This window comes from Bacillus sp. MT(2024), assembly GCF_036362845.1.
GTDB classification, from domain to species: Bacteria; Bacillota; Bacilli; order Bacillales; family Bacillaceae; genus Bacillus; species Bacillus velezensis.
In genome coordinates this window covers 888,359-906,921 of sequence record NZ_CP143632.1, presented here as the reverse complement: position 1 = coordinate 906,921, position 18,563 = coordinate 888,359, and the positions used below count along the sequence as shown (strand labels likewise).

The window sequence follows — 18,563 nt, the reverse complement described above, 5'->3', positions numbered from 1 at the left end:
ATACTTTCGGATGAGGCGTATAAAAAAACCGCCGGATGTCGCTTCCGGCGGTTTGTTGTTTATTTCGTTTTTTCCACTATGTCATCCACCGTTTTCATGACGGCTTCAGATAATGCGGCAAGACGCTGTTCGCTGTCTTGTAAAGAAGTTCCCTTCACGGCGAAATAGAACTTCACTTTCGGCTCCGTTCCTGATGGACGAAGGCAGAACCAAGAGCCGTCTTCAAGGAAATATTTCAGGACATTTGACTTCGGCAGATCAATATCTTCTTCATGATGATCGGCAAATACAGTCCGTTTTCCCGTTGAATAGTCTTCAGCCTGTGTGATTTGTTTTCCGGCCATCTGCTTCGGCGGATCGTTTCGGAATGAAGTCAGGATAGCGGAAATCTGCTCGGCTCCCTGTTTTCCTTTTAACGTCAATGACTTCAAGCCTTCACGGTAATATCCGTATTCTTTAAAAATGGACAGCAGCGCGTCATAAAGCGACATGCCCTGCTTTTTATAAAAGGCGCATACCTCGACGGCTAACAGCGCAGCCTGGATCGCGTCTTTGTCACGCGCGAAATCGCCGATTAAGTAGCCGTAGCTTTCTTCATACCCGAACTGGAACGTGTATTGGCCTGATTTTTCATATTCTTTGATCTTTTCACCGATAAATTTGAAGCCTGTCAGCGTGTCAACCGTATCTAATCCGAACGATGAAGCGACAGCGCGGCCCAATTCGCTCGTGACAATCGTTTTCATGACGACACCGTTTTCAGGAAGGGTGCCCTGTTTTTTCTTCTCGGAAAGCAGGTAATGCAATAAAAGCGCGCCTGTCTGGTTTCCCGTCAGCACTGTGTACTTGCCTTCGCTGTTTTTTACGGCAATGCCGAGACGGTCGGCATCCGGGTCCGTAGCGACGAGAATATCGGCATTTTGTTCTTCTCCGAGCTTAATGGCATATTCGAATGCCGCGTGCTCTTCCGGATTCGGCGATTTGACGGTTGAAAAATCCGGGTCCGGCAGCTCTTGCTCCTTTACGACGGTGACGTTTTTGTAACCGAGTGCTTCGAGACCGCGGCGCACCGGTTTATTTGCCGTGCCGTGCAGCGGAGTGAACACGACGCTGACATCCACTTCATCCGAAAGCTCGGGATGTACGGAGATGGAAGTCAGTTTTTCAGTATACGGTTTATCAATTTCTTCACCGATTATTTTAATCAAACCTTTTTCTTTCAGCGACTGTTCATCTTCAACTTGAATCGTTAATTCATTTTCTATGGCATTCACTTCCGCAATGACGATGTCCGCTTCTTTCGGCGGCAGCTGTGCGCCGTCATCGCCGTACACTTTATATCCGTTATATTCAGGCGGGTTATGGCTGGCCGTCACGACGATGCCGGCATAAGCGTTCAGCTTTCTCACCGCAAAAGACAGCTCAGGCGTCGGGCGGAGCTCATCAAATACGTATGTTTGAATGCCTTGGGAAGCAAGGGTTTTTGCAGCTTCCATCGCAAACTCAGGAGATTTATGACGGGAGTCGTATGCGATCGCAACCCCTCTTTTTTTCGCGTCTTCCCCCTGTTTCGCGATATACGCCGCAAGTCCGGCAGATGCTTTGCGGACCGTGTAAATGTTCATTCTGTTCGTACCCGGCCCGATTTCTCCTCTCATGCCTCCTGTTCCGAACTCAAGATTTTTGTAGAAAAAATCTTCCAGCAGCTGCTCGTTTCCTTCTGCGTCCGCCAATAATTTTTTCAATTCTGAATCTAATTGTTCGGCCTGATTCCAGCGTTCGTAACTCTTACTCCAACTCATGTTCGTCCTCCTATAATTTCAGCTTATGACCATATTTTAATATGAAGCGGCTGCCCGTGTCACTTGATAACTTAACCAAATGCTTTATGTAAAAAGATAAAAGAAGGGCTCATGCCTTTTCGGCACAGCCCTCCGGTTATTATTGTTCGAGCGGAACAACCGCGTCGTGCAGCAGCGTATTTAACCACTCAGTGTGTTTTTCTTTCGTTTCGTCATTCCATTGGAATCGGTCGCTCATGTAATCAATCACGGCCGTTTTATACGTTTGCACCCATTTGATGTCGAAGAACAGTCTACCCGTTCTGCGGACGAAGAAATCGGCAGGTGTCGCAGCCATTTCTTCTTCGATGCTGTAAGCCGCTTCCGCCAGAATGTGAACCGGAATCTGGCGTTTTTCCGCTTCATCTTTCAGGCCTTCAATCCGGCTGAATACATTTTCAACGTTAGAGCCGTATCTGATGGCTAACTGCTTAGCGGTTTCCTGTGATAAACCGATTTTCAAGCCGTCTTTTGTCTTTGCTTCCACAAATGACTCGAAGTTTTTAGAGCCGCCGACATGTCCGCCGGAAATCGGCATCGTCTTCGTCTTGCAGCCGCCGAAGTCCTGGCCGCCCTCTTCTTTCAAGCGGTCGCGGACAAGATCGACAATGTGCTCAGCCATTTTACGGTAGCCCGTCAGTTTTCCTCCGGCGATCGTAATCAGGCCTGATTGAGATGTCCAGATTTCATCTTTACGGGAGATCTCAGACGGGTCTTTCCCTTCTTCGTGAATAAGCGGTCTGAGGCCGGCCCAGCTTGATTCAATATCGTCCGCCGTAATGTTCAGTTCCGGGAACATATAATTGATGGAGCTGACGACATAATCGCGATCCTGCACCGTCATGCGCGGGTGCTCAAGTTTTTGTTTGTAAACCGTATCGGTCGTACCCACGTATGTTTTTCCTTCACGCGGAATGGCGAACACCATCCGGCCGTCCGGCGTATCAAAGTACACCGCCTGTTTAAGCGGGAATACGGATTGGTCGAATACGAGATGGACCCCTTTTGTGTGCTGGAGATGTTTTCCGCTTTTGCTGTGGTCTTTTTCTCTCAGCTCGTCGACCCACGGACCTGTCGCATTGACGATTTTTTTGGCGTACACTTTGTATTCCTTGCCTGACAGCAGATCTTCAATTAAAACGCCGACAACTTTTCCTTTTTCATAAAGCAGTTCTTTCACTTTAGAATAGTTGACAGGCTCCGCACCGAATTTAACGGCTTCTTTCATGACTTCAATCGTCAGTCTCGCATCGTCCGTCCGGTACTCTACATAATAGCCTCCGCCTTTTAAGCCGTCTTTTTTGACGAGCGGCTCTTTTTGCAGCGTTTCTTTAGCAGACAGCATGCTTCTGCGCTCTGATTTTTTTACTCCCGCTAAATAGTCATACACACGCAGGCCGATGGAAGTAGAGAATGAACCGAACGTGCCGCCTTTATGAAACGGCAGCAGCATCCATTCCGGCGTCGTGACGTGCGGGCCGTTTTCGTACACGATGGCGCGTTCCTTACCGACTTCAGCCACCATTTTGACTTCAAATTGCTTCAGATAACGCAAACCGCCGTGGACAAGCTTTGTGGATCGGCTTGATGTGCCGGCCGCGAAATCCTGCATTTCGCTCAAAGCGACTTTCATTCCCCTTGAAGCAGCGTCAAGCGCCGTACCGGCACCCGTAATACCTCCGCCTATAATAAACAGATCGTATGTTTTTTTAGTCATGTCTTCCAGCATATGATCCCGTTCCAAACTTGAAAATTGGTGATTCATCATTACGCTTCCTCCTTGTTGTCACGGTATAGAAAAAGAGACCACAACAGCCAAAGCGCATGTCATCACTTTGGTGCTGTGGTCTCTCCTCATCTCAGGACCGTTCCTATTAACTTGTTTTCAGTATACCATAATTTTATCTTATTTAAAAGCCATAGCTGCATTTACTGCTTTTTTCCATCCGCCGTACAATTCATCGCGTTTTTCATCTTCCATTTCCGGTTTGAATTGCTTATCAAGGTTCCACTGATCGGCGATTTCAGTGCTGTCCTTCCAGTAGCCGACAGCGATTCCGGCCAAATACGCGGCACCGAGCGCCGTCGTTTCATTAATTTCCGGACGTTCGACCGGCACATCAAGCAAGTCGCTCTGGAACTGCATGAGGAAGTTATTTTTTACCGCTCCGCCATCTACACGCAATGTTTTTAAAGAGATGCCTGAATCAGCCTCCATGGCATCAAGCACATCTTTCGCCTGATATGCGAGAGATTCAAGCGTGGCACGGATAAAATGCTCCTTCGTCGTTCCGCGTGTCAGGCCGAAAACTGAGCCGCGCACGTCACTGTCCCAGTACGGCGTGCCCAATCCGACGAAAGCGGGCACGACATAAACACCGTCAGCGGAATCCACACGCTCTGCGTATGTCTCGCTTTCTTTCGAATCCTGGAACATCCGCATGCCGTCTCTCAGCCATTGGATGGCAGAACCTGCGACAAAGATGCTTCCTTCCAATGCATACTCGACTTTTCCGTCTAATCCCCAGGCGATTGTCGTCAGAAGGCCGTGATCAGAAGTGATGGCTTTTTCTCCGGTATTCATCAGCATAAAGCAGCCTGTGCCGTATGTGTTTTTCCCCATGCCTTCTTCAAAGCACGCCTGACCGAACAGCGCAGACTGCTGGTCTCCGGCCGCTCCCGCAATCGGAATGTTCTTACCGAAGAAATGATAATCAACCGTTTTCGCGTACACATGAGAAGACGGTTTCACTTCCGGCAGCATGGATTTCGGCACGCCTAAAATATCAAGAAGCTCGTCATCCCATTTTAATTCATGGATATTAAACATCAGCGTTCTTGAAGCGTTTGAATAATCCGTTACGTGCGCCGCGCCTCCGGACATTTTCCAGATGAGCCATGAATCAATCGTTCCGAACAGAAGATTTCCATTTTCCGCTTTTTCCCGCGCGCCTTCTACATTGTCAAGAATCCATTTGACTTTCGTTCCTGAGAAATAAGGGTCGATCAAAAGTCCCGTTTTTTCTCTGAATGTATCATTATATCCTTTTTCACGAAGCTCTTCGCAAATGCCGGATGTTTGTCTCGATTGCCACACAATCGCATTGTATACCGGCTTTCCGGTATCTTTATCCCATACGACCGTCGTTTCCCTTTGGTTCGTGATGCCGATACCGGCAATTTGATCAGCGCTGATTCCGGACTCGGAAATCACAGTCGCGATAACGGCGAGCACCGATCCCCAGATTTCGTTCGCATTGTGCTCCACCCAGCCCGGCTGAGGGAAATGCTGTGTGAATTCCTTTTGAGCGGAATGCACGATTTTTCCTTCTTTATTAAAAAGAATCGCTCTTGAACTTGTTGTGCCTTGGTCAATTGATAAAATATAGGTCTCCATGATGCCGCTCTCCTTTTTAAATATATTCAGAATTTGATAATGTTTTCTGTGATTGAGATTTCTTGGTATAAATATAGAGTATAAAAAGCACTACAACCATTATAACGCTTACAAACCAAAAGCTAGGTGTCACATTTCCTTTAAACGCGGCATTGTAAAATACGCCGCCGAACGCACCGCCCATGATCGGACCGATTACGGGAATCCAGGCATATTTCCAATTTGACGGCCCTTTTTTCGGGATCGGCAGAAAGGCGTGAGCGATTCTCGGCCCCAAATCCCGCGCAGGGTTGATCGCATATCCGGTCGTCCCTCCAAGAGAAATCCCGATGGCAACGATGAGGAATCCGACAATCAGCGGGTTCAGCCCTTTTGTAAATTCATTCGCTCCGATTGCCAAAATGCCGAGCACAAGCACAAACGTACCAATGACTTCACTTATCATATTCCCAAATGTATGAGGAATACTCGGGCCGGTCGAGAAAACGCCCAGTTTAGCGGCCGGATCATCCGTCGCCTTCCAATGCGGCAGATAATGAAGGTACACAACAACAGCACCGATCATTGCTCCGATCATCTGTCCCGCAATATAAACAGGGACGTCTTTCCAAGGAAAGCTGCCTTCAAGCGCAAGGCCTATCGTTAAAGCCGGATTCAAGTGAGCGCCGCTGATGCTGCCGACGGCATATGCCGCCATGGCTACTCCCAATCCCCAGCCGAATACAATAACAATCCATCCGGATTGGTATGAAAGCGATTTCTTTAAATTGACTCCCGCACAAACGCCGCCGCCGAAAATAACAAGCAGCATTGTACCGATTACTTCTCCCCAAAATGCTGTCATCACCATTCCTCCTAAATGACAAAATAGCAGGTTTGACAGAGTTATAGAGAATAAAAAACCCACAACAAACCGCTTTACGCTTTATTGCTTCCGTAAAGAGCTGTTGTGGGTCTCCGGATCTCCATCACATAGTATTAACCTAGGTCTATTGTAACAATGGGTGTAAGCGGTGTCAATCTTTTTTTGTCATAGAATGTTCATATTTAGCCCATAGTTCGGTGTCTGAAGTCGTCACGGCCGTGGCTCCTGCCTGCAAGGCGTTTTCAACGTCCTGCTCCGTGCGGATAAAGCCGCCGGCAAAAATCGGAATCCCCGTCATTTCTTTAATTTCTCTAATTAAAGTCGGAACGATGCCCGGGAGAACCTCGATAAAGTCAGGCTTATGCTTTCCGACGAATTCCATGCTTTTCTCCATGGCGCTCGTATCCAAGAGAAACAGACGCTGGATCGCGTATATTTTCTTTTGTTTCGCTTTGACGATGACTGATGATCTCGTCGAAATGATGCCCGCGGGCCGGATATCCTGACAAATAAACTCCGCACCGTATTCGTCATGCTTAATGCCGTGAATTAAATCGACGTGAACCATCAGAAGTTTTCCGTGTTTTTTCGCTTCATTCACGACACCTTTTAATTGACCGAGGTGGATATCTAAAATGACGCCGTATAAGAACGGACTCTCTAAAAATGCATCGAATTGCTTCATGTTCCGGATAGCCGGTAGAATCTTCTGGTTGTGAAAACTCATGTTTTACTCCTTTACTTTAAAAATCAATGCTCAGCACGCTTTCCTTGACGGTCGAAATGATGAAAGAGAGCTCCTCGTCGGACAGGCAAAAAGGCGGAGACAGCTGAATGACATTATTATATCCCGCTACAGTATCACCATTTTTCCCGACAAGCAGGCCTTTTTCTCTGCACGCGGTGATGACGTGCTGCACAAGAGCGGCATCAGCGGGTTCCTTCGTGATTTTGTCCTTGACGAGCTCAATGCCGGCAAGAAGGCCTTTGCCCCGTACATCGCCGACCGCCGGATGTTCTCTGAGCGGCTCAAGCTCACGGAGCAGCCGTTCTCCAAGCTCCCGGGAGCGGGCGATCAGATTTTCGTCCTCCATCAATTGCAGGTTTTTCAAAGCAAGGGCGCAGGCTGCCGGATTGCCTCCGAATGTATTCACGTGCCGGAAGCGGCCGTACGGCTCACCGCCTGAATACGCCTCAAAAATCTCCCGTTTTACTGCCGTTGCCGACAGCGGCAGATAAGCGCTCGTAATGCCTTTTGCCATTGTGACGATGTCCGGTGAAACGCCGTAATGCTGAAATCCGAACGGCTCTCCCGTGCGGCCGAAACCGCAAATGACTTCATCACTGATCAGAAGCGCGCCGTGGCGGCGGCAAATGTCCTCTACCTTTGCCATATACCCGTCCGGAGGCATCAGTATCCCTCCGCCTGTAATAATCGGTTCCATTATAACGCCGGCAATCGTTTCGCTTAACTCCCACGTCATGATCCGGTCGATTTCATGCGCGCTTTCCAATGTGACGGCATCGCCGGGATTCCGATAGAGATCAGGCGGCGCCGCGTGCAAAAAACCTTGTGAGAGCGGCTCATATTTATATTTTCTCTGCGCCTGACCGGTAGCGGCGAGCGCCCCCATCGTATTGCCGTGATAGCCTCTGTACCGGGAGATGAATTTGAAGCGGCTGTGATCGCCGTTTTCAATGTGGTATTGGCGGGCAATTTTGAACGCGGTTTCATTTGCTTCCGATCCGCTGTTGGAAAAGAAGATTACATAATCGCCGCCGAGCCATTCATTCAGTTTTTCCGCAAGCTCAATCGCGGGTTGATGGCTTTGGGTCAGCGGATAATAAGGAAGCTCCTTCAATTGGCTGTAAGCCGCATCGGCAAGCTCCTTTCTCCCGTATCCGATATTGACGCACCACAGTCCTGACATGCCGTCCAAATACCGTCTGCCGTCAATGTCCGTAACCCAGGCGCCTTCCCCTTTTTGGACGATTATGCTGTCATCCGGCTCCGCCCCTTTCATCGCGTGCCAAATCAGCTCTTTATCCTTTTGTTTGAGTGACTGATTTTTTTGTACATGTTCCACACCGCTCATCTCCCTTTCAATATCATTGCACTGTATCGAAAGCTGCCCGGCTTCTGACGCCGATTCTCATGGTGAAGTTTTCCTCTTAATAAGAATATAAAGGCGCGGCATGGGCGAGTCAATAAAGCGGCGGCAATTAAAAAAACGCTTTCTCCCAGAAAGCGAAAGGGCTACAAGAGCATATCCCGAAACCGGGGCCGGCGCAAGTGTTTTTATAAAAAAACCCGCCCCTTAAGCGGAGCGGGCATTTTTTTATTTCAGATGCGTAATCCGGTAAATATCTTTGCGCCGGTCTTTCAGCTGGCGCACGGTTCCGTTTTCACGCTGCCTTCTTAAGATTTCAAGGTCCACATCCCCGATCACGACCATTTCGATATTCGGATTCGTTTCACCGACGATTCCGTCTCTGGCGAATTCAAAATCAGACGGAGCAAAAATGGCTGACTGCGCGTATTGAATATCCATATTTTCTGTTTGCGGCAGGTTTCCGACCGTACCTGAGATGACGGTGTAAATTTGGTTTTCAACCGCTCTCGCCTGAGAGCAGTACCTTACGCGCAAATAGCCTTGGCGGTCTTCAGTGCAGAACGGCGTAAAGATAATTTTCGCCCCTTGATCCGCGGCAATTCTCGCAAGCTCCGGAAATTCGATATCGTAACAGATCTGAATAGCGATCTTTCCGCAGTCCGTATCAAATACGCGCACCCTGTCTCCGGCGCTGATGCCCCACCATTTCCGCTCATTCGGCGTAATGTGAAGCTTATATTGTTTTTCAATCGTGCCGTCACGTCTGAATAAGTAGGCGATGTTATAAATTTTCCCCTCTTCTTCAACGAAGTGGGAGCCGCCGATGATGTTGACATTATATTTCACCGCGAGATCTGTAAAGAGGCTGATATAGTCCTCGGTATATTCGGTAATCCTCTGAATGGCCAGACTCGGAGAACGCTCCTCGAGAAATGACATGAGCTGCGTCGTGAAAATCTCCGGAAATACCGCGAAATCAGATCTCGCATCTGAAGCCACATCGACATAATATTCAACCTGATTGGCAAATTCCTCGAAAGAGTAAATCTTTTTCATTTCATATTGAATGACGCAGATGCGCACCGGAAATGCCGATTTGTAATAGCGCTTTGACTGCGGCAGATAATCGACATTGTTCCATTCCATTAATGTCGCATATTTAATGGACGCGGTGTCATCCGGGAGATAATTCGGATTGATCCGCATGAGCGTAAATCCGTTCATCAGCTGGAAAGAAAGCACCGGATCATAAATCTGATGGCGTGTCACCTGTTCGACATAGGCTCTCGCCGTCATTTCTTCCGCATACTTATGATAATTCGGAATCCGCCCGCCGATAATGATGCTTTTCAGATTCAATCGTCTCGCCAAGTCTTTTCTCGCCTCATACAGCCGGTGTCCGATTTTCATCCGTCTGTATTCCGGGTGAACCATTACCTCAATCCCGTACAGATTCAATCCGTCCGGGTTGTGGTTCGTGATATAACCGTCGTCTGTAATGTCCTGCCACGTGTGGCGGTCATCATATTCATCGAAATTGATGATCAGGCTTGAGCATGAACCGATAATTTCCCCTTCATACTCGGCGCAAAACTGACCTTCCGGAAAGTGAGCGAGATGGCTGATTAAATGCTCAGGCTCCCACGGCTCCATCCCCGGAAAACAATCCTTTTGCAGCTCAATAATTTTGTTGATATCTTTCTCTTCCATATTCCGTATGACCATTTTCTTTTCAAAACGGGTCAGATCAAGTTTCTCAGACAATGCTGCTTCCCCCTGCCGGTTCGTTTTGATCGTTCAATCGCTGTAAGAGTAATTCAAGTTCCATTTCCGCCATCGATTCCAGTCTGTGATCGTATTCTTCAAATAACAGGGCGCTCGTTACCTTATTCGGCACGATGACACATTTCATGCCGGCGCGTTTGGCTGCGATTGAGCCGTTGACCGAATCCTCAAAGGCAAGACATTCAGAAGGTTCAACGCCTAAATGTTCCGCAGCTTTCAGATAGAGTTCCGGATTGGGCTTCACTTCTTCTACGTCGTCAGCCGTCTGAATCACTTCAAATTCATCAAACAGGCCTAATTCCTTCAGATGGCCCGACACCCATTTAAAATCTGAGCTGGAAGCGAGCCCCACCTTTAATCCTAATTCTTTTGCCGCGGCTAAATAAGCCTCCACCCCGGGGCGCGCCGTTTCCGTCTTCATCCGCTGTTCGAAGCGCCCGCGCCTGATCGCCGTCAGTTCATCATGATCGAGCTTTCTTCCCAGCTGCTCCTCTAAATATGCGAACGGCTTAAACCCCGCCGCCGTTCCGATCACCTTTCCCCAGACGGATAAAGGCAACGTTGAACCATGTTCCTCAAACATTTCCTGCAGCACTTCATATTCATGGGTTTCTGTATCTAAAATTAACCCGTCAAAATCAAAGATTAATGCTTTTATCAATGGTTACAGCTCCTTTAGCTAAACGTACTGACCTATGTATACACTATACCGTGAATTTCTTTTGCATTCAAAATGTAACATTCTCACGGAAAGAAGAGCCTGCATGAGTGCAAGCTCTCTTCATCCGTTACTGTGTGTTTTGACTGGAAATATTAGAAAGAGCCGCTCCCGCAGACTCATTTGAACGCTGATCGACCGCTAAGTCTCCAAGCGCAACGATCCCGACCAGATGATTTTGATCGACAATGGGAAGGCGGCGGATTTGGTGTTGGGCCATCAGATGTGACGCCTCTTCAAGACTCATTTCCGGGTTTCCGGATACAACTTGAGAAGACATCACGTGTGAAACAGGTGTTTGGCCGTCGCGGCCTTGAGCCGTTGTTCTCAATGCGATATCACGGTCTGTCAGCATTCCTTTTAATTCCCCTCCGTCAACGACGGGAATTGCTCCGACATTATGCTGGTGCATCAGCGCAGCCGCTTCCTGGATCGTTTGGTTGGGAGAAACGGTAGCCACGTGGGTAGTCATTGATTGTTTGATTGAACTCATTGTAAAGCACCCCTTTCGCCATTTATTATGCTCGGGGGTTTGACTCATTATAAAGGGAGTTAGAGGAAAGAAATTGTGGTATCATGTCAAGGAAGCAAAAAAGAGCCTGTCAAAAGGCTCTTTATACCCGTCAGATCAGCCTTCTGTGACCGCAGGCTTCTGATCCGGCCCCTGTCTCGAAATCATCATAGGTAAAGGGAAAATTCATTCCGCATTCATTCAGCAAAGCGCAATTTTTATCAAACAGCGCCCGCTCTTTGACGTCATATACGGGGTGCGGCTTTGACAGCATGATATGTACCGTTTGCAGACAAGCCATAATTTGAAACGCTTCTTTTAAAGTTCCTTGGTAACGTTGGTTTTGTAAAGACAATACGCCCCTTTTTTTAAAGCGCTGAATTTCCAGTTCGGAGAAATAAAGAGGAAAGACATTTTGAAACAATTCAGAGGAAAGCTCTTGTATCGCGCTTTCTTGTCCGTCAGTCGCTGCGTTCACAATTCTCACATCAATCACCTTTCTTGCCATGTGAATATCCTTAATCTTTATCAAGAATAGCATAGAAAAAAACGCGAAAGCTAAGGTAAGTGTTTCCTATTGAAACAGCCGCTTTCCGCTTGAAAAGGAGCTTTATGATATGAAACAAAATGACCGCGGTCTGGAACTCCTGATTACGGAAAAACACGCCGGACAATGGCTGTTTTCAGTCCTGAAATCTGAATTCCAGGCGTCAAAACCCGTGATAACGGAATGGATGAACCAAAAAAGCATTCAGGTGAATCGGACATCCACGAAAAACAACATCATACTGAAAACCGGAGACCGCTTATTCATTGATCTTCAGGAAAAAACGGGTTCTTCGGTGATTCCTGAATACGGAGAGCCGGACATTTTATTTGAGGACAGTCATATGCTGATTGCAAATAAGCCGGCGGGAATGCCGACTCATCCAAATGAAGAGGGTCAGACGGGAACCCTCAGCAACCTGATCGCTTACCATTTTCAAATCAACGGCGAACAGGCGAAAGTGCGCCACGTTCACCGTCTTGACCGTGACACGTCAGGCGCGGTCGTTTTTGCGAAACACCGCCTGGCCCATGCAATCCTTGACCGTCAGCTCGAAACCAAAACATTAAAACGCACCTATATCGCCGCGGCGGAAGGAAAAGTCACGCCGAAAAAAGGCACGGTTGACTCGCCGATCGGCCGCGACAGGTCACATTCCGTCAGACGGCGCGTCTCACCCGGCGGACAAGCCGCCGTCACCCATTACAAAGTGAAAGGCTATCATCCCGGTGCGCAGCTTACATTGGCAGAGCTTGAACTGGAAACCGGGAGAACACATCAAATCAGGGTGCATATGGCAAGCATCGGCCATCCGTTGGCGGGCGATGACCTGTACGGCGGAAGCAGGGCGCTGTTTCACAGGCAGGCGCTTCACGCCAGAAAAGTCAGTGTCGTCCATCCGATCTCAGGAGAAGAAATCGTTGCCGAGGCGCCGATGCCGGCTGATCTGGCTCATTTTACCGAAACGTATTTTTCTTAAACCGGGTCGGCATATATAATATATCGTTTCGGCGCATTTCCAATGTAAGAAAACGGATAGCAAGTGGTCAGGATCAGTTCCTCCCTCTCGTGTTGAAGGGTGATGACAGACGTATCATCCCGGCTGACGATTTTTGTGCGGCTGATTTTATAAGAAAACGTGCCGTAAGACAAAATCACGTTCAGTCTGTCTCCTTTTTTCAGTTCGCCGGTCCGGCGGAACACCGTGTCCCTGTGGCCGGATAACACAATTTGGCTGTGATCGCCAGGATAATAGCTGTCCTTATAATGTCCGACGCCTTTTGCTAAATCATCTGCGTCAGTCCCTTCGACGATCGGGAGCTCAGCGTCGATTTCAGGGATTTCTAAAATGCCGCTTGCCTCACCCGTTTTGGGGTGAAATTCTTTTTTGCGCTGTGTCAGCACAGCGCTTTTTGTTTCTTTCTTTTCCAAGACAGGTTCTGTTGCTTTTTTTGCTTCTTCAAGCGATTGGTTCGTTTTCATATGTGAATCAATGATCTTCCAGCTTCCGTAACATGTGATGATAACACCTGCGATGATGACGAGAAGCGGAATATGTTTCAGTTTGTTCATCGTGTGCGGGCTCCCCTTTTCTTTCTGAAAAGCCAATATACGCCGGCACCCGTGATCACCAGGCCGGCCAATGCCGTCTGATGGCTGCCCGCTGAAGTATCAGGCAATGGGCGGCCTTTTTGTGTGCCGCTTTCAGTCTGTTCTGTGCTTTGTTCCGAATTTGCAGCAGACGCCGGACGGGATTCGGGAATTGACTGCACTGTATCGGATGCTGTTTCTTCTGCGACAGGACGTTCAAGTTTTTTGGCTTGATCAGGCTGTTCTGCTGCATCCGGTTTTTTAGCGGGTTTTTCCGCTTGAGGTTTTTCTCCTTTATCAGGCCCGGTGCCGCCCGGTGTTTCCCCGCTTCCCGGCTGATTGCCGGTGTCATCAGGTGTTTCGGCGGCTGATGCCGTGCGGATGCGGCCGTCGGTTTGATAAGAAATCGGTGCGGAAAAGCTTTTGACATAGTCTACTGTCGCTTCCAAATCCTCAGGCCCCGTCACCGGATTCTTGCCGAGTTTCCCGATCGGACCGTATTTTGCCCCCGCCGCTGTCGCCATAAATTGATTGACTGTTACTGTATATCCTTTTTCAGGCTGTATGTCTGTGCCGTCCGCCATCTTCATATCCACCGCTTGTCCAGTTTCCGGGTTCCATGTATAGGAAAATCCGCTGATGCTGTAATCCGGTCCGTACACCGGAGATATTTGCGCGTTGATGATCTCCCGCAAATCTTTTCCTTTGATTTCAAGCTTCGTCAGCACATTGCCGAACGGCTGTACATTATATAGGTCTCCCCATGTGATCGTCCCTTTTTTTATGCCGTCCCGGATGCCTCCTCCATTCATAAGCGCAAAATCGGATTTCATCTTCGCTTTCATACCGTCGGCAATCAGATTTCCGAGCGCCGTGTCGCCGTCATTTGAATACCCGCCCGTTATATCATGGGCCGCTTCCCCGACCGCTTCGCTGATAATCGGTTTCACTTTCTCTTCATATTTGCTTAATATGCCTGCCGCATCCGGATCAGGCTTGATTTTACTTTGATCGATATATTGGATTTCCGCTGATTTTTTCACGATATCCTTCGACTCTTTATCAAGTTCGAGATCGGCGATTCCGATTGCTTTTCCGTATTCAAATGCCTGCACGATCAGCTTGCCGTTGATTTCTCCGTTTACGACTTTATGATTGTGCGCGGCAAAAATCACGTCAATCTCTGAGTCTGTTCCGCTTGCAAGCTTTGCGGATTCTCCCGTGATGGCTGAGCCATTTTGTTCAGCAGACATATGGGCGAGCACGGCGATTGCTTTAATTCCTTTTTTCTTCAGGTCAGCGGCGGCGTCATTGACGGCCTTTACCTCATCCGTAAACGTAATATTTTTAATTCCGTCCGGAATGACCATGCCCGCGGCCGATCTGGTTACAACCCCGATAAATGCGACCGGAATTCCGGAAACGTATTTGATTTCATACGGCGGCAGAAAGGACTCCCCTGACTTCAATTTACAGTTGGCGCAGACGAGCGGGAAATTTTGGCCGTCATAACCGCTTGTCCCCTTACCGTCCGGATGATCTCCTCCATTGATGATCCGTTTAAGCTCATTCGTTCCTTCATCGAATTCGTGATTGCCGACAGTTCCGACATCAAAACCGATGTCTTCCATCAGTTCTACTGTCGGTTCATCCTGAAAAAGGGCTGACACGGGAGAGCTGCCCCCGATCATATCGCCCGCATGCACGACAAAGGCGTGTTCTTTCTCGGCTTTCGCCTTTTTAATGTACGCGGCGGCGTAGTCCATCCGTCCGAAAGTGCCATCCGGTTTACCGTCTCCGTTAAGGTCAAGCTCATATTGCTGATCAATTTTTCCGTGCAGATCATTCATGCTGATGATTCTGAGCGGGACACGGCCGGAGTCTTCAGTCTGCCGTTCTTTATACGCTTTATCCGTTCCAGCTTCATTCAGTGATCCGGCTTGCCCGATTGCTTCCGCATCTTTCACGCTGGACATCATAAAACAAACCGTCAGCAAACAGTACGAAAGACGCAAACCCCTTTTTTTCTTCATTCATTTCCCCCCTGTCTTCTAAGAAATACGTTAGCTTATTTTCTTAAAAATCACATCACTTTTTTGTAAAGATTGTCTTCGCTGGCGCAAAATAGTAAATAATCCCCATGTAACGAAATATGTCTTGATGTATAACGGATCGGCTTTTTTCACATCTTAAATGTGATTTGACATGAAGGAGGAAAACAACCAGTGGAACAGCAGCAGAATCAGCAGCAGCCGCCAGTAAATCAGGGGATTCCGGGTTCACCGCAAGTGAATCACGGAGGACATGAGCTTTTCGATATGCATGAAGTGCTGGCCGGAACAGTCGGCGTTTTGGATCAATTTATGATGCTCAGACAGTTTATACAGGATCAGCAGCTGGCCGACATCCTTGACCGCCAGTATCAATTCATTCTCGGACTCTATAATCTGACGGCAGAATGCTTTAAGACCGGCCAAAAGCCTTCTCAGGAAACGTCGACATATATGATGGAGGAACAGAACCAGGCCGTCTACGGTATAAAACCGACTCAGCCGAAAAAACCGAATCAATCATTAAATGATGTCAAAGATCTCGGAATAAGCGGCCATATGCTCGGCCTGATTAAAGCTCAAGCTTCTCTCTTGACGATGAGTTCGCTTGAAATGACCAATCCCGTCACAAGAAGAGTGCTCTCCGCCCAAATTCAGCAATATGTCGAAATGGCGTATGAAATCTTCTTATACCAAAACAAACACGGTTATTATCAGGTTCCTCAGCTCAATGCACAAGATATGCAGACCATGCTGAATTCATTTGCGCCGGCGCAGGGACAGCCGCAAATGCCTCCGATTAAAGGACAAATGGGACAACAGCAGCAAAACCTCCATTAATGAAAAAAACGGCGTTGGAATCCTGACTCTCCAATGCCGTTTTCTTTTTTTCATATGCTTTTGTGAAATCATGTTCAAATCGTTTCAGGCTTTCTTTCGTAGCCGCTTCAAAGCCTTTTTCAAAATCCTGTGTTTCGGCGGTTTTATTGATAATGGTTAAGATAATGCCTTCTCCGAATGTTTCGGTTAAATCCTTTATCATATAGAAGCTTTGCAAATAGACATCCGTTTCATATTCCATACGCGATTTCTGCCATTTTCGGTCGGTCGTTAATTGATCAAACGGCACGACGGAAAATGCAATCGGATCAATGACCACATCATAATGCGCAACCCACTCGCTCAGCCCCTCATGAAACCAAAGCGGAAATACAGACGTATCCGTCCCCAATTGCCGTGTTTTTTGATGAAACGCGTAGTGTGTATATTCATGTATAATCAATTGCTTATACATGAAAACGGCCAGCTCATCTTTTTTCAAAAGCTGTTTTTTCTCTTCTGGCAAAAGCCCCATCATCTGCTCCTGCTCTGAATAAAAACCGACTACATTTTTCAATCCTGAGTATTGCTCCATTTCAGCTTCATCCGAAAAGAAAATGAGTTCCAGAGGCGCCGCTCCTTTATAGCCGACAATGATTTGGTTGATACGCTTTGCATGGTCCAGCGTAAGCTTGGTCAGATCCAAGAGCGGCTTTTCATCCGCCGTATAATAAATCGCTGTATGTTTGTAAATTTCTTTATTCATGTGTTCAGTCACTTGTTCCTTCGTCGGAACAGAGCGGCTGTTTTGGCCTGACAGGACGTACATCATACTTACTGAAACGGCTGAACTGACAGCCAATATGACAAGGACTCCGCACAGGATCAGAGTGAATGCCGCCCGTTTCCCCATGCCGTCACGCAAACAAGCTCCCCTCCCCGATCCTTTAATTTTCATCTCATTCTTTACTTTATGCTCAGGAGCGCTGGGTCGTGACGGCAGATAAAATAAAAAAGCCGCAGCAAATGCGGCTTTTCCATTCATTTATTTATTGGGGTTTGGGAATACACGCTGTACCATTTGGCCGAATTCATCAAACAGTCCGGATACCGGATGGCCGTTTTGGATTCGTTTTCCGTAGCCTTGCATACGTTCAACGAAGTCCGGGTTCGCTGATACATATACAGTCCGGACATGTTTATCGGCTGATTTCACCTTATCGGTAATCTTATTTTTCAAATGGTTGGCGATGGCGCCTTTTTGTCCGTTTGTCAGAACAACGGCTACATAAGCGCTGTTTCCGGCAACGATCACAGTCGCATTTTTAACTTCTTTTAAATCAGTCACCTTGTCGGCGGCTTTATCAGCCACTCTCAGGTTACGGTTGTCATTGTGATCGGTGTTTTGGTTATGACGGTTCACTGTATTCATATTTGTCGCACCGTCGTTAGGTGTGTTGCGGTAATTTACATTCTGGGTGCGGTTGTCATTTCGTTTTCCTTCTCCCTGGTTCCCCATACTGCACCCTGCGGTAATCAGCATCGGCAGAAGAAGGGCAGAAATAACTGCTTGTTTTTTTATCATGTGAATTCCTCCTTTCTCACTTTACGTATAGGTTTTTCTATTCGGCGGGATTTATGCACGCCGTTTGCATTCTGAGCGGTTTGGATAAATATCAGAAGGAAAGGGAAAGGTAAGCGTAATCAATTGAATGAGGAGGGATTTAACTTGTTCAGACAAAAAAGCGGCATCAGCCCGACAGCGCTGCTGATCGGATCATCGATTCTGATCGCAGCTTTATCACCCGAAATCCGCCGGAAAATCTCCGGAATGGTTTCAGGCCGAATGCAGCATAAAGATGGTACACACTCCATGCAGCCTGCTGACCTGATTCAACAGGCTTTCAGCGGGGAATCCGGCGGACAGCAGCACACGGACAAAGCACGGCATTCACAAACCGGCTCCATGCAGCCTGCTGAGCTGATCAAACAGGCTTTCGGCGGGGAATCCGGCGGACAGCAGCACACGGACAAAGCACGGCATTCACAAACCGGCTCCATGCAGCCTGCCGAGCTGATCAAACAGGCTTTCGGCGGGGAATCCGGCGGACAGCAGCATGAGCAGACTTCCCGCAACCACTCCGGCTCATCCCATACGGACGGACAGGCAGACCGCAGTAAAAAAACTTCGCCGAAGCCTCACTATACCGAGCCGATTCACTTCGAAGAAAGCGCGGTGAATGTTTTAAATGACAGCACCGTGATGAATATGCTGGAAGAAATTGAACCCGGAAATCATTAGAAACAAAAAAATCCTTCATTCGT

General features: G+C 48.0%; 17 protein-coding genes. 3 read left to right on the top strand and 14 right to left on the bottom strand.

Features of this window, described 5'->3' with window-relative positions; translation table 11 throughout:
• Positions 1-59 precede the first annotated feature (59 nt).
• The 10 genes from VP472_RS04685 to VP472_RS04640 all read right to left on the bottom strand — a co-directional run bounded on the left by VP472_RS04685 (position 60) and on the right by VP472_RS04640 (position 11,739).
• Complete coding sequence (locus VP472_RS04685; protein WP_071392057.1) at positions 60-1,802, bottom strand: phospho-sugar mutase; 1,743 nt, start codon at positions 1,800-1,802, stop codon at positions 60-62.
• Positions 1,803-1,941: 139 nt separating this feature from the next.
• Positions 1,942-3,609: a glycerol-3-phosphate dehydrogenase gene (glpD, locus tag VP472_RS04680; protein WP_003155341.1), complete on the bottom strand. Its 1,668-nt coding sequence runs from the start codon at positions 3,607-3,609 to the stop codon at positions 1,942-1,944.
• A 138-nt stretch (positions 3,610-3,747) separates the two neighbouring features.
• Positions 3,748-5,238 (bottom strand): glycerol kinase GlpK, encoded by a 1,491-nt coding sequence (glpK, locus tag VP472_RS04675; protein WP_007610291.1) that lies wholly within the window; start codon positions 5,236-5,238, stop codon positions 3,748-3,750.
• Positions 5,239-5,254: 16 nt separating this feature from the next.
• Complete coding sequence (locus tag VP472_RS04670; RefSeq protein WP_003155343.1) at positions 5,255-6,082, bottom strand: MIP/aquaporin family protein; 828 nt, start codon at positions 6,080-6,082, stop codon at positions 5,255-5,257.
• A 172-nt stretch (positions 6,083-6,254) separates the two neighbouring features.
• A complete protein-coding gene (locus VP472_RS04665; RefSeq protein ID WP_025649522.1) occupies positions 6,255-6,830 on the bottom strand; it encodes a glycerol-3-phosphate responsive antiterminator in 576 nt (191 codons plus the stop codon).
• A gap of 16 nt (positions 6,831-6,846) precedes the next feature.
• Complete coding sequence (locus VP472_RS04660; protein ID WP_102422641.1) at positions 6,847-8,199, bottom strand: aspartate aminotransferase family protein; 1,353 nt, start codon at positions 8,197-8,199, stop codon at positions 6,847-6,849.
• 243 nt (positions 8,200-8,442) lie between these two features.
• A complete protein-coding gene (locus tag VP472_RS04655; protein WP_003155346.1) occupies positions 8,443-9,981 on the bottom strand; it encodes a bifunctional GNAT family N-acetyltransferase/carbon-nitrogen hydrolase family protein in 1,539 nt (512 codons plus the stop codon).
• A complete protein-coding gene (locus tag VP472_RS04650; protein ID WP_003155347.1) occupies positions 9,974-10,663 on the bottom strand; it encodes an HAD family hydrolase in 690 nt (229 codons plus the stop codon). The genes VP472_RS04655 and VP472_RS04650 overlap by 8 nt, the downstream gene beginning before the upstream one ends.
• A gap of 127 nt (positions 10,664-10,790) precedes the next feature.
• Positions 10,791-11,213, bottom strand: coding sequence for a CBS domain-containing protein (locus tag VP472_RS04645; RefSeq protein ID WP_003155348.1), 423 nt, complete (start codon positions 11,211-11,213; stop codon positions 10,791-10,793).
• Positions 11,214-11,343: 130 nt separating this feature from the next.
• On the bottom strand, positions 11,344-11,739 hold the full coding sequence (locus VP472_RS04640; protein WP_007408448.1) for a DUF5365 family protein: 396 nt from the start codon (positions 11,737-11,739) through the stop codon (positions 11,344-11,346).
• Between the two features lie 109 nt (positions 11,740-11,848).
• Between VP472_RS04640 and VP472_RS04635 the strand changes: the two genes are divergently transcribed.
• Positions 11,849-12,757: an RluA family pseudouridine synthase gene (locus VP472_RS04635; RefSeq protein WP_146276416.1), complete on the top strand. Its 909-nt coding sequence runs from the start codon at positions 11,849-11,851 to the stop codon at positions 12,755-12,757.
• On the opposite strand, the gene VP472_RS04630 is transcribed toward VP472_RS04635, so the two are convergent.
• Positions 12,754-13,350 (bottom strand): class D sortase, encoded by a 597-nt coding sequence (locus tag VP472_RS04630; RefSeq protein WP_146276414.1) that lies wholly within the window; start codon positions 13,348-13,350, stop codon positions 12,754-12,756. The genes VP472_RS04635 and VP472_RS04630 overlap by 4 nt on opposite strands.
• The gene (locus VP472_RS04625; RefSeq protein ID WP_146276412.1) at positions 13,347-15,401 is read right to left on the bottom strand and encodes a 5'-nucleotidase C-terminal domain-containing protein; all 2,055 of its coding nucleotides are present in this window, start codon (positions 15,399-15,401) and stop codon (positions 13,347-13,349) included. Before VP472_RS04625 ends, VP472_RS04630 begins: the two co-directional genes overlap by 4 nt.
• Before the next feature lie 192 nt (positions 15,402-15,593).
• Here VP472_RS04625 and VP472_RS04620 point away from each other — a divergent pair, with 192 nt between their 5' ends.
• A complete protein-coding gene (locus VP472_RS04620; protein WP_014304688.1) occupies positions 15,594-16,259 on the top strand; it encodes a spore coat protein in 666 nt (221 codons plus the stop codon).
• On the opposite strand, the gene VP472_RS04615 is transcribed toward VP472_RS04620, so the two are convergent.
• Together VP472_RS04615 and VP472_RS04610 are read right to left on the bottom strand one after the other, a co-directional pair.
• Complete coding sequence (locus VP472_RS04615; protein ID WP_071392062.1) at positions 16,219-17,163, bottom strand: hypothetical protein; 945 nt, start codon at positions 17,161-17,163, stop codon at positions 16,219-16,221. The two genes, VP472_RS04620 and VP472_RS04615, sit on opposite strands and share 41 nt — an antisense overlap.
• A 120-nt stretch (positions 17,164-17,283) precedes the next feature.
• The gene (locus VP472_RS04610) at positions 17,284-17,823 is read right to left on the bottom strand and encodes a YhcN/YlaJ family sporulation lipoprotein (protein WP_003155362.1); all 540 of its coding nucleotides are present in this window, start codon (positions 17,821-17,823) and stop codon (positions 17,284-17,286) included.
• A 144-nt stretch (positions 17,824-17,967) separates the two neighbouring features.
• On the opposite strand from VP472_RS04610, the gene VP472_RS04605 reads away from it, so the two are divergent.
• A complete protein-coding gene (locus VP472_RS04605; protein ID WP_094247116.1) occupies positions 17,968-18,540 on the top strand; it encodes a hypothetical protein in 573 nt (190 codons plus the stop codon).
• Positions 18,541-18,563 lie beyond the last annotated feature (23 nt).

What these genes read in the sequence shown, in the direction of transcription:
- VP472_RS04685 (WP_071392057.1), bottom strand. Translation starts at nt 1,802, where the DNA reads ATGAGTTGGAGTAAGAGTTACGAACGCTGGAATCAGGCCGAACAATTA.
- glpD (WP_003155341.1), bottom strand. Translation starts at nt 3,609, where the DNA reads ATGATGAATCACCAATTTTCAAGTTTGGAACGGGATCATATGCTGGAA.
- glpK (WP_007610291.1), bottom strand. Translation starts at nt 5,238, where the DNA reads ATGGAGACCTATATTTTATCAATTGACCAAGGCACAACAAGTTCAAGA.
- VP472_RS04670 (WP_003155343.1), bottom strand. Translation starts at nt 6,082, where the DNA reads ATGACAGCATTTTGGGGAGAAGTAATCGGTACAATGCTGCTTGTTATT.
- VP472_RS04665 (WP_025649522.1), bottom strand. Translation starts at nt 6,830, where the DNA reads ATGAGTTTTCACAACCAGAAGATTCTACCGGCTATCCGGAACATGAAG.
- VP472_RS04660 (WP_102422641.1), bottom strand. Translation starts at nt 8,199, where the DNA reads ATGAGCGGTGTGGAACATGTACAAAAAAATCAGTCACTCAAACAAAAG.
- VP472_RS04645 (WP_003155348.1), bottom strand. Translation starts at nt 11,213, where the DNA reads ATGAGTTCAATCAAACAATCAATGACTACCCACGTGGCTACCGTTTCT.
- VP472_RS04640 (WP_007408448.1), bottom strand. Translation starts at nt 11,739, where the DNA reads ATGGCAAGAAAGGTGATTGATGTGAGAATTGTGAACGCAGCGACTGAC.
- VP472_RS04635 (WP_146276416.1), top strand. Translation starts at nt 11,849, where the DNA reads ATGAAACAAAATGACCGCGGTCTGGAACTCCTGATTACGGAAAAACAC.
- VP472_RS04630 (WP_146276414.1), bottom strand. Translation starts at nt 13,350, where the DNA reads ATGAACAAACTGAAACATATTCCGCTTCTCGTCATCATCGCAGGTGTT.
- VP472_RS04625 (WP_146276412.1), bottom strand. Translation starts at nt 15,401, where the DNA reads ATGAAGAAAAAAAGGGGTTTGCGTCTTTCGTACTGTTTGCTGACGGTT.
- VP472_RS04610 (WP_003155362.1), bottom strand. Translation starts at nt 17,823, where the DNA reads ATGATAAAAAAACAAGCAGTTATTTCTGCCCTTCTTCTGCCGATGCTG.